Below are 15497 nucleotides of genomic sequence, written 5' to 3'. Positions count from 1 at the left end.
CGCTCCATTCCCGTTACTCCGCCGCCTCGGCCAGGCCGTCTTCCTCGGAGGCTTCGTCGATCGCCTTGAGTTCGACGTTGAGGCCCAGCGAGCGCATTTCCTTGACGAGCACGTTGAAGCTCTCGGGGATGCCGGCCTCGAAGGTGTCGTCGCCCTTGACGATCGCCTCGTAGACCTTGGTGCGGCCGACCACGTCGTCCGACTTCACCGTCAGCATCTCCTGCAGCGTGTACGCCGCGCCATAGGCCTGCAGGGCCCAGACCTCCATTTCGCCGAAGCGCTGGCCGCCGAACTGCGCCTTGCCGCCCAGCGGCTGCTGGGTGACGAGCGAGTAGGGGCCGATCGAACGCGCGTGGATCTTGTCGTCCACGAGGTGGTGGAGCTTCAGCATGTAGATGATGCCCACGGTCACCTTGCGGTCGAACGCGTCGCCCGTACGGCCGTCGAACAGCGTCGACTGGCCCGAGCTGTCGAGGCCCGCCAGCTCCAGCATGTCCGAGACGTCCGCCTCACGCGCGCCGTCGAACACCGGAGTGCCCATCGGAATGCCCGTGCGGACGTTCTGGATCAGCTCGACCACCTGCTCGGGGCTGCGTGCCTCGATCTCGGCGGCATAATGGTCGCCATAGACGGTCTTGAGGCGATCCTTGACGGCATCGGGCATCTCGCCCGCCACCGCGTCCGGATTGGTCTCGCGCCACTCCTCGAGCTGCCTGGCCACCTGCATGCCCAGGTTGCGGGCAGCCCAGCCGAGATGCGTCTCGAAGATCTGGCCGACGTTCATGCGCGAAGGCACGCCGAGCGGGTTGAGCACCAGGTCGACCGGAGTGCCGTCCTCGAGGAACGGCATGTCTTCCTGTGGCAGGATGCGCGAGATGACGCCCTTGTTGCCGTGACGGCCGGCCATCTTGTCGCCCGGCTGCAGCTTGCGCTTCACCGCGACGAAGACCTTGACCATCTTGAGCACGCCCGGCGGCAGCTCGTCGCCCCGCTCCAGCTTCTCGCGGCGGTCCTCGAACTTCTCCTTGATGCGCTTCACGGCCTCGTCATACTGGCCCTTCACCGCCTCGAGGTCGCCCTGGACCTTGTCGTCCTGAACGGCGAACTTCCACCATTCGTGACGATCCACGCTGTCGAGCAGGTCCGCGTCGATCTCGGAGCCCTTCTTCAGGCCCTTCGGCGTCGCCGTGGCGACCTGGCCGAGCAGCATCTCGCGCAGACGCGACCAGGTCGCGCGGTTGAGGATGTTGCGCTCGTCGTCGCTGTCCTTCTTCAGGCGCTCGATTTCCTCGCGCTCGATCGCCAGTGCGCGCTCGTCCTTGTCGATGCCATGACGATTGAACACGCGCACGTCGACGATCGTGCCCGACACGCCCGGGGGCAGGCGGAGCGAGGTGTCGCGAACGTCCGAAGCCTTTTCGCCGAAGATGGCGCGGAGGAGCTTCTCCTCCGGCGTCATCGGCGATTCACCCTTGGGGGTGATCTTGCCGACCAGGATGTCGCCCGGCTCGACCTCGGCGCCGATGTACACGATGCCCGCCTCGTCGAGGTTGCGCAGCGCTTCCTCGCCGACGTTCGGGATGTCGCGGGTGATGTCCTCCGGCCCGAGCTTGGTGTCGCGGGCCATCACTTCGAACTCGTCGATATGGATCGACGTGAACACGTCGTCCTTCACGATCCGCTCGGAGATCAGGATCGAGTCCTCGTAGTTGTAGCCGTTCCAGGGCATGAACGCGACGAGCGCGTTGCGGCCCAGGGCCAGCTCGCCGAACTCGGTCGACGGGCCGTCGGCGATGATGTCGCCGGCGTTGACCGTCTCGCCCACCTTCACCAGCGGACGCTGGTTGATGCAGGTCGACTGGTTCGAGCGCTCGAACTTCATCAGCGTGTAGATGTCGACGCCGCTCTCTTCCGCCGAAACCTCGCCGGTTGCGCGGATGACGATACGGGTCGCGTCGACCTGGTCGACGACGCCGCCCCGCCGGGCTGCAATCGCAGCGCCGGAATCCCGGGCGACGGTCTCTTCCATGCCGGTGCCGACGAAGGGCGCTTCCGCCTTCACCAGCGGCACGGCCTGGCGCTGCATGTTCGAACCCATCAGCGCGCGGTTCGCGTCGTCGTTTTCCAGGAACGGAATGAGCGACGCCGCGACCGAGACGAGCTGCTTCGGCGACACGTCCATCAGCGTCACCGTCTCCGGCAGCGCCATCAGGAATTCGCCGGCCTGGCGGGCCGAGATGAGCTCCTCGGTGAAGCGGTGATCGCCATCGACCTCGGCCGAGGCCTGCGCGATCGTGTGCTTCGCTTCTTCCATCGCCGAGAGATAGACGACCTCGTTGGTCACCTTGCCGTCGACGACCTTGCGGTACGGCGTCTCGATGAAGCCGTACTTGTTGACGCGCGAGAAGCTCGCCAGCGAGTTGATCAGGCCGATGTTCGGGCCTTCCGGCGTCTCGATCGGGCAGATGCGGCCATAATGGGTCGGGTGAACGTCGCGGACTTCGAAGCCGGCGCGCTCACGAGTCAGGCCGCCCGGCCCGAGCGCCGAGACGCGGCGCTTGTGCGTCACTTCGGAGAGCGGGTTGGTCTGGTCCATGAACTGCGAGAGCTGCGACGAGCCGAAGAACTCGCGAACCGCGGCCACGGCCGGCTTCGCGTTGATCAGGTCGTTCGGCATCACGGTCGACACGTCGACCGAGCTCATGCGCTCCTTCACGGCGCGCTCCATGCGGAGCAGGCCGACGCGATACTGGTTCTCGAGCAGCTCGCCCACCGAACGGACGCGGCGGTTGCCGAGATTGTCGATGTCGTCGACTTCGCCCTTGCCGTCCTTCAGGTCGACCAGGGTCTTCACGACGGCGAGGATGTCCTCGGTGCGCAGCGTGGTCACCGTGTCCTCGGCGTCGAGGTCAAGGCGCATGTTGAGCTTCACGCGGCCCACGGCCGACAGATCGTAGCGCTCCGGATCGAAGAACAGGCCGGCGAACAGCGATTCCGCGGTCTCGAGCGTCGGCGGCTCGCCGGGGCGCATCACGCGGTAGATGTCGGCCAGCGCCTGCTGGCGCTCCTCGGCCTTGTCGGCGGCGAGGGTGTTGCGGATCCACGGGCCGGTCGAGATATGGTCGATGTCGAGCAGCTCGAGGCGGTCGATGCCGGCCTTGTCGAGCTTTTCCAGATTCTCGGCCGAAACTTCGTCACCGGCCTCGATGTAGATCTCGCCGGTCGACTCGTTGATCAGGTCGAACGCCGAATAGCGGCCGAAGACTTCCTCGGTCGGGATCAGCAGCGTCTCGAGACCGTCCTTCTGCGCCTTGTTGGCGGCGCGCGGGCTGATCTTCTGGCCGGCCGGGAAGATCACTTCGCCCGACTTGGCATCGACGATGTCGAACATCGGCTTCGCGCCGCGCCAGTTGGCCGGGTCGAACGGAATCTGCCAGCCGTTCGGGCCGCGGACGAAGGTCACGCGGTTGTAGAAATAGTTGAGGATGTCTTCGCCGTTCAGGCCCAGGGCATAGAGCAGCGTCGTCACCGGCAGCTTGCGCTTCCGGTCGATACGGACGTTGACGATGTCCTTCGCGTCGAACTCGAAGTCCAGCCACGAGCCGCGATACGGGATCACGCGCGCGGCGAAGAGATACTTGCCCGAGGCATGGGTCTTGCCGCGGTCATGGTCGAACAGCACGCCCGGCGAGCGGTGCATCTGGCTGACGATGACGCGCTCGGTGCCGTTGATGAAGAAGGTGCCGTTCTCGGTCATGAGCGGCATGTCGCCCATGTAGACGTCCTGCTCCTTGATATCGAGCACCGAACGGGCTTCCGTGTCGGGATCCACCTCGAACACGATCAGGCGCAGCGTGACGCGCATCGGCGCCGCATAGGTGATGCCGCGCTGACGGCACTCTTCCACGTCGAACTTCGGATTCTCGAGCTCGTAGTTCACGAAGTCGAGCTCGGCGGTGCCGGCGAAGTCGCGGATCGGGAAGACCGAGCGCAGGGTCTTCTCGAGACCGGAGACATAGCCGACCGAGGGATCGCTGCGGAGGAACTGTTCGTAGGATTCGCGCTGAACCTCGATCAGGTTCGGCATCTGCACCACTTCGTGGATGTCGCCGAACACCTTGCGGATGCGGCGCTTGAACGTGCCGCCTTCGATCGCCTTGGTTGCCATGGGTGTATAGTGCCTCGTCAGCAGTGATTTCGGTGCCCCTTCCGGGGCCGGGACGCACAGAAGGACGCAGAAAAAGCCGCGCGACTCCCATGGTGGGTTTCGGCAGCTTTCAGCGTCCTATGAGACCATGAACCCAATTCGCCCGATGCGCTGCGCGACGACGCATCATTTCCCGGATCCGTGGTGGAGGGCGGCATATAGGTAGCTTGTTGGATTCTGTCAAATGGCCGGCGCGAAGGCCGGGCGGGCGCCCGGCTGACCGCAAATCGCTTCGCAATTGCAACAAATATTATGCCGTGATGCAGCGTAGAGTTCATATTTGGTCCGCACTGGCCTCCTCTCGGGTCAACAGAGAAGGGGGTCGGTTCCATGACCAACAGGATGAAATTGCTCGCGGCGCTTCTGGCATCGACGGCAACGGGCGTGGCGCATGCGCAGGAGAGGCCGGCGGTGTCGCAGGAAGCGGCCGAGGGCAACGAGATCGTCGTCACCGCGCAGAAGATCGAGCAGCGGGCGAGCGACGTGCCGATCACCATCTCCGCGCTCAGCAATGCGCGGATGCGGGAACTCGGCGTGTCGGATCTCGACGAGCTGTCCGCCTATGTCCCCGGCCTCAACATCCAGGAGCAGAGCGCCAACAATCCCGGCATCGTGATCCGCGGCATCACCTCGGACAGCGGTTCGGCACAGCAGGCCGCCCGCGTCACCCTCTATTACAACGGCATCGACATCTCGCGGTCGCGCGGCGCCTATCAGGCGGTCTATGATCTCGACCGCGTCGAAGTGATCAAGGGGCCGCAGGCGACGCTGTTCGGCACCGCCTCCGCCGTCGGCGCGATCAGCATGGTCTCGGCGCGGCCGCGCGCCGGCTTCTCCGGCGAGCTGTCCGGCGGCATCGGCAATTTCGCCCAGAGGCAGCTGGGCGGCCATCTCAACCTCGGCTCGGACGTGATCGCCGGCCGGGTCGCCTTCGAATGGAAGAAGCGCGACGGCTATGTGCGCAATCTCTCGGCCACCCAGGGCGATCTCTACGCCCAGAACCAGCTCGGCGTGCGTGCCTCGCTGCGCTTCACGCCCAGCGATGCGCTGACGGTGGATCTGATCGGCACCTATGACCGCCAGCGCAACAGCGGCACGCCGTTCATCTCGAAGCTCTATCCGACCGCGCGCGGACCGGCCGATCCGTTCGGCTATGCCAATCTTTCGGGCTCGCCGCTCTCGAAGGGCGCGCTGGGCGCCGCGAAGCTGGGGCTCAACCGCCACGTCTATGACGGCAACCTGACGATCAGCCATGATTTCGCCGACGGCTGGAACTTCACCACCGTCAATGGCTATCGCAGCTTCGACTCGCTCGAGATCTTCGATGCCGACGGTTCGGCCGCCTGGTATCTCGAATTCGCCGAGGGCGCCTATGGCTCACAGATCAGCCACGAATCGCGCTTCGCCTATAGCGACGATCATGTCCGCGCGAGCTTCGGCTGGAACGTCTTCCACGAGAACAGCCGGCAGGAAGTGCCGTTCTCGAGCGAGGAGGGCACCTATCTCCAGTGCGCCGCCAATGTGATCAAGGGCCTGGGATGCGTCGCGCCCGACGGCACGGTCACGGCCGCGCAGGCGACCGGCCTGCTCACCCGCGGCGCGGCGACCGTGATCCCCTATCGCTCGATCTTCGGCAACAAGGGCATCAACGACAGCTATTCGATGTTCGGCGAAGTGACCTGGATGCCGACCGCGCGGCTGGAAGTGACCGCCGGCATCCGCGCGCTGATCGAGCAGCGCAAGTCGGGCTATTTCGCCGTCGCGCCGAAATCGGTGCTGACGGGCGCCCCGCTGATCCCGGGGCAGGCGACCACCAATGGCACGCGCTGGACGCAGGACAGCTTTCAGGCGTTCCTGCCGCGCTTCAACCTGCTCTACCGCCTGAGCGACGGCATCAACCTGTACGGCACGATCTCCAAGGGCCGCCGCTCGCCGACGGTGAACCAGGGTGCCGCCGCGCCCTCGCTGATTCCGGAGGAAACGGTCTGGAACTATGAGGGCGGCATCAAGGCGTCGAAGGGCATCGTCTCGGGTTCGCTCGGCGTCTATTACCAGAAGTACAGCAACTTCCAGATCTCGCGCGTCGTCACCGATGCCAATGACCCCTCGGGCCGCCCGGTCGGAGCGCAGATCACCGAGAGCGCCGGCAGCGCGAGCAATCTCGGCGTCGAAGCGGAATTGCTGCTCCGGCCGGCGTCGTGGTTCAGCGTGTTCGGCAATATCGGCTATATCAATGGCGGGATCGACAAGACCAAGGCGAACGGCGTCTATGCCGGGAACAAGTTCCGGCTCCAGCCCGAGGTCCAGGCGGCGGGCGGCTTCACCGTCGATGCGGAGATCGGCGGGGGCATCCGCGTCTTCGCGACGCCGAGCGTGACCTATCGCAGCAAGATCTATTTCGAGGTGCCCAACAAGGAGGCGATCTCGCAGGATGGCGTGATGCTGGTCAACGCAAGGGCCGGCCTGAGCTTTGCCGATCGCCGATACGAGATCGCGGCCTATATCCGCAGCGCGACCAACGAGCGCTATCTGCTCGATGCCGGCAATACGGGCGGCGGCTTCGGCAATCCGACCTTCATTCCCGCGGAACCGCGCTTCTATGGCGCACAGCTGACCGGGCGCTTCTGACGACCCGGCGTGACGGAGGGGCGGGCGGCGTCCGCTCCTCCGTCAGGTTCCGCCTCCGAGGGCGCGTTGGAACTTTTCGCGTGGTCGCGCGTGCAGAAAATCCTTTCTAGACAAATGGTTAGATGCTCGCCCTGTCGCGTAATGGCAACGCCTCGGCGCAATCGGGGGAAGCCAATACCGGGTTCCATTCATTGAACCTGCGTTATGACGCAAGCACACGCCCCCATCCGCCCACGCGCCGCGCTGTTGATCGGTGCCGCGCTTTTCGCAACCTCTGCCCATGCGCAGGACGCTCCCCAACAGGTGACGCCGCCGCCGATCATGACGACGCCGGCACCGTCGCCCGCTCCCGCACCGGCGCCGCAGGCGCAGGTGGTGATCCAGCCTTCGGCGCCGGTGGTTCAGCCGGTTCCTTCGGTCGAGGAGCAGCAGCGCGGCGCCGCCGCTGCCGATGCCCCGGTGCCGGCCGAGCGCCGCGCGACCGCGACGCGGGCCGCCACGACCCGGGCCACCGCTACCCGTGCCGCGCCGGCGCCGGCGCGGGAAGCCGCACCGGCCCGCCAGGCGGCACCTGCGGCACCGGCCGCCGAAACTCCGGTGACGCCGCCATCGCCGCCCGTCCGGACGGTGCCCGAGCCGCTTCCGCCCCAGGTCGATACGGCCCCGGCGCCCGAGGCGGCCGCGCCGGTTACGGCCGATAGCAGCACTGAGCGGAGCACCAGCACCAGCACCGGCATCGCTTGGCCATGGCTGCTCGGCGGACTCGCGCTGGTGATCGCCGGCCTTGCCGTGTTCCTGCTCACGCGCCGCCGCCGCAACGACGAAGCGGTCACCACCGAGCCCGCGCATGTCGAGCCCGCTCGTGCCCGGCCCCTGGCCCGTGCGCCGGCGGCCGAGCCGGTCGCCGCGCCCGATGCCGCAGGGATTGCCAAGGTGCCGCCCGTTGTCGCGCCCCTGGCCACGCCTCCGGCCGTCGCCGAGCAGGTCGAGGAAGCGGAGATCGCCGATGCGAGCAGGGACGACCTTGCCGGTGTCGCGGATGCGGTCGCGCCCGTCGCGCATCGCCCGTGGATCGAGCTGGGCCTGCGCCCGGTGAGCGCCGGTACCACCGAGGAGGAGGCGATGGTCGATTTCGAGCTGACCGTCGGCAATTCGGGCGACACCGCGGCGCGCAACGTCCGCATCTCCAGCTTCATGCTCGCCGACGAAGCCGAGGGCACCGAGATGGAGCGGATGCTCACCGAGCGCCGCGGCGAGACGATCGTGCCGCCGGTCTCGATCGATCCGGGCGACGGCACCCGCGTCGATGCGCATCTCGCCGTGCCCAAGGGCGATCTTGGCCGCATGTTCAATCCGGTGGTCGTTGCCGAGGCCCGCTACACGCTGCCCGACGGCAGCGAGGCGCGCACCGCGGCCGCGTTCCGGATCGGCCGCCCGGCCTATGAAGGCGGTATCGGTGCGATCGGTGCGTCGCGTCCGCACGTGACCGACGATCTCGCCGCCGAGCTCTATGGCCAGCCCGAGCACGCCTGATCCCTGAAATATCGGGGACATCGGAGCCCGCTTCTTCCGGAAGGGAGGGGCGGGCTCTTTTCATGCACGCGGTTTTGGGCCTATCGAACGCCATCCTCAGGGGAGATGATGTCACATGAAGAAGTCGCTGCTCGCGCTCGCCGCCGGAACCGCCCTCCTTGCCGCCGCGGCCGCCCAGGCCCAGGAAAGTCCCGCGCCGGCGCCGGCTCCCGCCTTCAACGACATTCCCGCCAGTTTCAGTCCGCCTGCGCTGCCGGCCGACTATATCAAGCGCGAAGTGATGATCCCGATGCGCGACGGGGTGAAGCTCTACACGGTGATGATCATCCCGAAGGGGGCGAAGAACGCGCCGATCCTGTTCACCCGCACGCCCTACAACGCCGCCGGCCGCGTCGTCCGCACCGAGAGCGGCAAGATGATCAACACCCTGCCCGAAGGCGACGAGGTGTTCGTCAAGGCGGGCTATATCCGCGTGTTCCAGGACATTCGCGGCAAGTACAAGTCGGAGGGCGACTATGTGATCACGCGCCCCCCCGTCGGTCCCCTCAATCCGACCAAGGTCGATCATATCACCGATGCCTATGACTCGATCGACTGGATGGTGAAGAACGTCCCGGAGACCAACGGCAAGGTCGGCATGCTCGGCTCGTCGTACGAGGGCTTCACCGTGGTGATGGCGCTGATGGGGCCGCACCCGGCGCTCAAGGTCGCCGCGCCCGAGAGCCCGATGATCGACGGCTGGATGGGCGACGACTGGTTCCACCACGGCGCCTTCCGCCTGGCGAATATCGGCTGGATCGGCGCGCAGACCGGCTACAAGGGCGCCGGCAAGGCGCCGCCTCGCCCGGACTGGGACGATTACGACACCTTCCGCCGCGTGGGCAGCGCCGGCGACTGGGCCAAGCAGTTCGGCTATGACCAGCTGCCCGCCTGGAACAAGATGAGCCAGCACGTCGCCTACGACCAGTTCTGGCAGGAGCAGGCGCTCGACAAGCTGCTGGCGAAGAATCCCTCGAACGTGCCGACGCTCTGGGAGCAGGGCATCTGGGATCATGAGGACATGTATGGCGCGATCCATGCGTGGGAGGCGCTGCAGAAGACGCCCCAGGCCGACAAGAACTTCCTGCTGATGGGCCCGTGGCGCCATTCCGGCTTCAACTATAACGGCTCGACGCTCGGCCAGCTCGCCTTCGAGGGCGACACCGCGCTCCAGGCCCGGCGCGACATCCTGCTGCCGTTCTTCAACGCCTATCTCAAGGACGGCGCGCCGCCGTTCACCCCGGCCAAGGCGAGCTTCTACAATACCGGCGAGAATCGCTGGGACTATCTGAGCAAATGGCCGCTGGCCTGCGACGACGGCTGCGGCACCAAGCTGACGCCGATCTACCTCAAGCCGGCCGAGGGCCTGGGCTTCGACAAGCCGGGCGCCGGTTCGGACTCCTATGTCTCCGATCCCGCCAAGCCGGTTCCGCATTTGCCGCGTCCGGTCAATTTCCAGGACGGCCGCTGGTCGACCTATCTCGTCACCGACCAGCGCTTCGTCGACGGCCGGCCCGACGTGATGACCTATATGACCGATCCGCTCACCGCGCCGGTCCGCGTGTCGGGCGCGCCGCTGGCGGACATCTTCGCCAAGACCACGGGCACCGACGGCGACTTCGTGGTCAAGGTGATCGACGTCTATCCCGACGATTACGTCACGAAGAAGGAGATGGGCGGGTTCCAGCTGCCGATCGCGATGGACATCTTCCGCGGCCGCTATCGCAACTCGTTCGAGCATCCCACCGCGATCCCGGCGAACAAGGTGCAGGAGTACAAGTTCCGCCTGCCGACGGTGAACCATGTCTTCCAGCCGGGGCACCGGATCATGGTCCAGGTCCAGTCGAGCCTGTTCCCGGTCTATGATCGCAATCCGCAGAAGTTCGTCCCGAACATCTTCTTCGCCAAGCCGGAAGACTATCAGAAGGCGACGGTGACGCTGATCTATGGCGGCGCGCAATCGAGCAGCGTGCTGCTGCCGGTGGTGCCGCTCGACCAGTCGGCGAACGCGGAGAAATAATCGGACCGAACCGCGGCGTTGCGGGCTGTCGTAACGCTCCGGCGGGGGATCCGGCTCTTGCGCCCGGTGCCCCATGCCGTGCTAACCTCGCAATACAGTTCCCGAGTCCCAGGGGGTCCAGAACGATGAAGCATTTGAGCCTGGCGCTTGCCCTTGCGGCGGCGGCGCTCCCGGCGGCAGCGCATGCCCAGGCCGGCGCCACTGCCGCGAACAAGCTGCATGTCGACGCGCAATATTTCACCTTGCCCAACGGCCTGCGGGTGGTGCTGACGCGGGACACGATCGCGCCGACGGTGACGGTCGGCGTCTATTACGGCATCGGCTTCCGAGTGGAGCCCAAGGATCGCACCGGCTTCGCCCATCTGTTCGAGCATCTGATGTTCCAGGGATCGAAGCACGCGCCCAAGGGCGTGTTCGACACGACGATCACCAATTCCGGCGGCGTCAACAATGGCTCGACCCGGTTCGACTTCACCAATTATTTCGAGATCGTCCCCTCGGGCGCGCTCGAGCGGATGCTGTGGCTCGAGGCCGACCGCATGGCCAATCCGGTGATCGACGACGTCGTGCTGAAGAACCAGCAGGGCGTGGTCGGCAACGAAGTGAAGGTCAACGTCCTCAACCAGCCCTACAGCACCTGGCCGTGGATCGACCTGCCGATGCTGGCGAACGTCAACTGGTATAACAGCCATAATTTCTACGGGGATCTCAAGGAGATCGAGGCGGCAACGGTGCCGGACGCCCAGGCCTTCTCGAAGGAATTCTATCGGCCGAACAACGCCGTGCTCGTGATCGCCGGCGACATCGACTATGCCGCGACCCGGGCGATGGTGGAGAAATATTTCACTCCGATCGCCTCGGCCGCTCCGGTCGAGCAGCCCGACATTTCCGAGCCGCGCCAGACTGCCGAGAAGTTCAAGAGCCGGGTCGACGCGCTGGCGCCCAAGCCGGGCTATGCCGCGGGCTATCACGTGCCGGCACGCGGCACGCCCGAATGGTATGCGATGGGGCTGATCGACCAGATCCTGCTCCAGGGCGACGACAGCCGGCTGTTCAAGAAGCTGGTCTCCGATACGGGCATCGCCGGCGAGCTTTCGGGCGGGATCAACGGCGATCTCGGCAACATGTTCAACTATCGCGGGCCGATGCTGTGGAGCTTCAGCTTCACGCACGACACGACGCACTCGGCCGCGCAGATCACCAAGGCGGTGGACGAGGTGATCGAGGCGCTGCGCACCACGCCGGTCAGCGCCGCGGAGCTGCAGCGCGCGCGCACCAAGATGCGCTCGGAGCTGTACGGCACCATCGACGGGGGCGGCCGTGTCGGCCTGATCGACTTGCTTGCCGTCTATGCCCTGTTCGACAACGATCCCGCCGCGGTGAACAGGATCGAGGAGGGCTTCGCCAAGGTGACGCCTGCGCTGATCCAGAAGACCGCCCAGGAATATCTCCGCAAGACCAACCGCTCGGTCTATGTCATCGAGCCCGGCGCCCAGCCCAAGGGAGGCAAGTGATGCAGCGCGCGATTCTGGCAGTTGCGGCTTTGCTCGCCGCCGTTCCGGCGCTGGCGCAGGACAATTTCCCGCCGGCCCCCCCGATCGCCGATCCCAAGCCGTTCAGGCTGCCGGCGACCGAGACCTATGTGCTGCCCAACGGCTTGCAGGTCACGCTGATCCCCTATGGCATCGCGCCCAAGACGGTCGTGTCGCTGCGCGTGCGCGCCGGCGCGGTCAACGAAGGCGAGGCGGTGTGGCTCTCCGAAGCCACAGGCGCGCTGATGAAGGAAGGCGCGGCGGGCAAGACCGCCGCCGATCTCGCCGCCACGGCGGCCGGGATGGGCGGGCAGCTCAACGTCAGCGCCGGCATGCAGTCGACTTCGGTCGGCGTGAACGTGCTTTCCGAATATGCGCCGGCCGCGGTCGCGCTGGTGAGCGACGTGGCGATCCGGCCGACGCTGCCGGCGAGCGAGCTCGCCCGGGTGAAAGCCAATCTCGGCCGCCAGCTCTCGATCACGCTGTCGCAGCCGGGCCCGCTGGCCGATGTGGCGCTGGGCCGCACCATCTATGGCGCCAACCATCCCTATGGCCGCCTCATCCCCGGCGCGGCGCAGCTCCAGGGCTATACGATCGCCCAGGTGAAGGCGTTCCATGCCGGCCAGTTCGGCGCGAAGCGGGCGCATCTCTACGTCGCCGGCCGGTTCGATACGGCGGCGGTGAAGGCGGCGATCGACAAGGCCTTTGCCGGCTGGGCGGCGGGTCCCGATCCGGTGGTGCTGGACAGCCCGCACAAGCCGGGCCCGCAGGTCGTGCTGATCGACCGGCCGGGCGCGCCGCAGGCCACGCTGCGCCTCGCCTTCGACGCCAGCCGTGCCGGCACCGATGCGGACATCCCGCAGCGCGTGACCAATGCGCTGCTCGGCGGCGCGTTCAGCTCGCGCATCATCCGCAACATCCGCGAGGACAAGGGCTATACCTATTCGCCCTATTCGGACGTCGACTTCACGCCCGAACAGGCGCTGTGGGGCTTCCAGGCGGATGTAACCACCGAGCATACCGGCGACTCGCTGCACGAAGTCTTCAAGGAAATCCGCCGGATGCAGACAGAGCCGGTGCCGGCGGAGGAAGCCAAGGGCATCCGCACCTATATGGCGGGGCTGTTCGCGATCTCGAACTCGACCTCGGGCGCGGTCGTCGGCACGCTGGCGACGCGCGACCTGCTCGGCCTGCCGGGCGACTGGACGGAGCGCTACGTTCCCGCGGTGCTGGCGGTGACGCCGGAGCAGATGATGGCCTCGGCGACGGCTTCCTATCCGCTGGGCAAGCTCACGCTGGTGGTGGTCGGCGATCTCAAGACGGTCGTGCCGCAGCTCAAGGCCCAGCCCGAACTGGCGAACGTGCCGATGACCAATGTGACGGTGCCCTGAGCATCTTCCCCTCCCGGGAAGGGAGGGGATAGAGGCCTGGCGCCGCGATATCGTTGCGCCAGGTCCTTCCCTATTGCCAAGGCCTTCGGGGAGGGGCGTCTCTCGTCACCGAACCGCCAGGATCGTCCGCTTCAGGTCGGCATAGATCAGGTCGTTGCCGAGCCCGCTCGGATGGTCGCCGTCGAAGAACAGCGGCCGGCCGCCCGGCACGGCCTCGCAGGTCGGGCCGGGGCAGAAGATCGGCAGCGGGTCCCAGAGGATGGTGCTGCGCTGGCCGGCGGCCAGCTCGTGCATCGCGCGCATCACGTCGCGGCGGCGCTGGAGCATCGTCTCGCGCCCGATGGTGAGCCCGTGGCAGGCGGGGTTGGTGCGGTTGAACCAGTCGGTGCAGCGGAAGACCGGGCTGGGGAAGACCGGCTTGGGCGCCTCCAGCACCAGCCGCGCGCCGCCGGCGGCGAGGCGCCGGGTGATGCCCTGCGCTTCGGCGAGCGCGGTGGCCGAGACCGTGTCGTCGTGCCGGCCGGCCAGGTCGCGGTCCTTCTCGAACTGGTTGGCAAGGCGCGTGACGCGCAGCCCGGGCAGGAACACCACGTCGCCCGGGCGCGACCGGTTCACCACGTCCCGTTCCACTGCCGCGTACCAGTCGGCGCAGCGCGGGCGTGCCGCATGACTCATGATCAGCTTGAGATAGGGGCAGGCGGGCCGGAAATAGAGCCGCACGCTCGCACCGGTCTCGGCGACGAGCCGGCGCAGCGCGGGCGCATAGGCAAGGCCGTGCGAATCCGCGGGCACGAACAGGGTGAAGCCTCCCGGCCGGGCGCAGCGCGGCGTCCACAGCGTCACCTTGCCGCCCGCCAGCCGTTCCTCGCCGTCGATCGGCGTGCAGCCGGTAAGGTCGAGCGGCAGCGGCCGGCCGGGTTCGGCGTACCAGGCGAAGCGATCGCGGGTGACGCTGAGCGTGATGCGGTTGTGCGCGGCGATCAGCAGCTGCCCGCCGAGCCCGGCGGCCAGCACCATGGCCAGCGCCGCGGCAACGACGCGCCCGCGCGGCCATCCGGCCATCCGGCGGCTCGAGCGCAGCGGCTTCTCGACCAGGAAATAGGACAGGATCGCCAGCGTCACCGTGATGGCAAGCGCGGCGAGCTGGAGCATCTGCGTGTGCAGGCCGGCGGTCCAGCGGAACAGCACGAACACCGGCCAGTGCCAGAGATAGAGCGAATAGGAGAGCAGCCCCACCGCCACCATCGGGCGGCTGGCGAGCGCGCGGGGCGCGGTGCCGCCCAGGATCGCCATGATGACGAGCGCGGTGCCCGCGACGGGCAGCAGCGCGCCGGGGAAGGGGAAGAACGGTCCCTCGGGCAGCGCGAAGCTGGCGGCGATCAGCAGCGCGCCCAGCGGCGCCAGCCAGCGTTTGCCCGCGGCCCAGCATTGCCAGCGTTCGCGCGTCAGGCAGAGCAGCATGCCGGCGCCCAGCTCCCAGAAGCGCGGGAAGATCAGGTAGAAGGCGAACTTGTTCGCAAAGGCGGCCAGCACCGCGCAGAGCAGCAGCGAAAGGCCGGACAGGATGGCTACCCACCGCACCGCCTTGGCGCCGGCCTGCAACTGGTGATGCCACCACAGGATGAACGGGAAGAACAGGTAGAACTGCTCCTCCACGCCGAGCGACCAGCTGTGGGTGAACGGGTTATAGGCTGCTTGCGGGCCGAAATAGCTGTCGGTGTCGGTCGCCAGCACGACGTTGCTGAGCCCGAGAAAGGTGAAGCGGCCGACCTGGGCAAGGCTGTTGCTCAGCCAGGCATCGGGAATGAAGAGCTGTGCGGCGAACAGCGTGGCGAGCAGCATCGCGACCAGCGCCGGCATGATCCGCATCAGGCGACGCGCATAGAACCAGGCGGCGAGCTGTCCGAAGCTGGCGAACGCGCGGCCGAGCAGCGAACCCGTCACCACGAAGCCCGAAATGACGAAGAAGATGTCCACGCCGGTGAAGCCGCCGGGCAGCGCCCCGGGCCGGAGGTGGAAGAGGATTACCGAGGTGACGGCGATGGCGCGCAGCCCGTCGATCGCCGGAATATAACCGGGGCCGTCCCCCGTTCGTTCGCCTGCCACCAATATCTCCCCAGATCGTTCGCCCTGTAAGGGACGGAACC

Annotated in this window: 7 protein-coding genes; 5 read left to right on the top strand and 2 right to left on the bottom strand. The window is 66.9% G+C overall.

Annotation, left to right across the window (positions count from 1 at the left end; genetic code table 11):
- Positions 1 to 13: 13 nt before the first annotated feature.
- A complete protein-coding gene (gene rpoB / locus BGP17_RS01060; RefSeq protein ID WP_167300792.1) occupies positions 14 to 4168 on the bottom strand; it encodes a DNA-directed RNA polymerase subunit beta in 4155 nt (1384 codons plus the stop codon).
- A 369-nt stretch (positions 4169 to 4537) separates the two neighbouring features.
- On the opposite strand from rpoB, the gene BGP17_RS01055 reads away from it, so the two are divergent.
- The 5 genes from BGP17_RS01055 to BGP17_RS01035 all read left to right on the top strand — a co-directional run bounded on the left by BGP17_RS01055 (position 4538) and on the right by BGP17_RS01035 (position 13350).
- The gene (locus BGP17_RS01055) at positions 4538 to 6835 is read left to right on the top strand and encodes a TonB-dependent receptor (protein ID WP_286710732.1); all 2298 of its coding nucleotides are present in this window, start codon (positions 4538 to 4540) and stop codon (positions 6833 to 6835) included.
- Between the two features lie 204 nt (positions 6836 to 7039).
- Positions 7040 to 8368 carry a hypothetical protein gene (locus BGP17_RS01050; protein ID WP_286710731.1) on the top strand — a complete coding sequence of 443 codons (1329 nt, stop codon included), beginning with the start codon at positions 7040 to 7042 and terminating at the stop codon, positions 8366 to 8368.
- Between the two features lie 115 nt (positions 8369 to 8483).
- Positions 8484 to 10427, top strand: coding sequence for a CocE/NonD family hydrolase (locus BGP17_RS01045; RefSeq protein WP_167300790.1), 1944 nt, complete (start codon positions 8484 to 8486; stop codon positions 10425 to 10427).
- A 125-nt stretch (positions 10428 to 10552) separates the two neighbouring features.
- A complete protein-coding gene (locus BGP17_RS01040; RefSeq protein ID WP_286710730.1) occupies positions 10553 to 11941 on the top strand; it encodes a M16 family metallopeptidase in 1389 nt (462 codons plus the stop codon).
- Entirely contained in the window at positions 11941 to 13350 is a 1410-nt protein-coding gene (locus tag BGP17_RS01035; protein WP_286710729.1) for a M16 family metallopeptidase, read from the top strand. Before BGP17_RS01040 ends, BGP17_RS01035 begins: the two co-directional genes overlap by 1 nt.
- 105 nt (positions 13351 to 13455) lie before the next feature.
- Here the strand turns inward: BGP17_RS01035 and BGP17_RS01030 are convergent, their stop codons facing one another.
- The gene (locus BGP17_RS01030) at positions 13456 to 15456 is read right to left on the bottom strand and encodes an acyltransferase family protein (RefSeq protein WP_286710728.1); all 2001 of its coding nucleotides are present in this window, start codon (positions 15454 to 15456) and stop codon (positions 13456 to 13458) included.
- Positions 15457 to 15497 lie beyond the last annotated feature (41 nt).

Source organism: Sphingomonas sp. 67-41 (assembly GCF_001899725.1).
Classification (GTDB): domain Bacteria; phylum Pseudomonadota; class Alphaproteobacteria; order Sphingomonadales; family Sphingomonadaceae; genus Sphingomonas; species Sphingomonas leidyi.
This window is presented reverse-complemented; position numbering and strand designations above follow the sequence as displayed.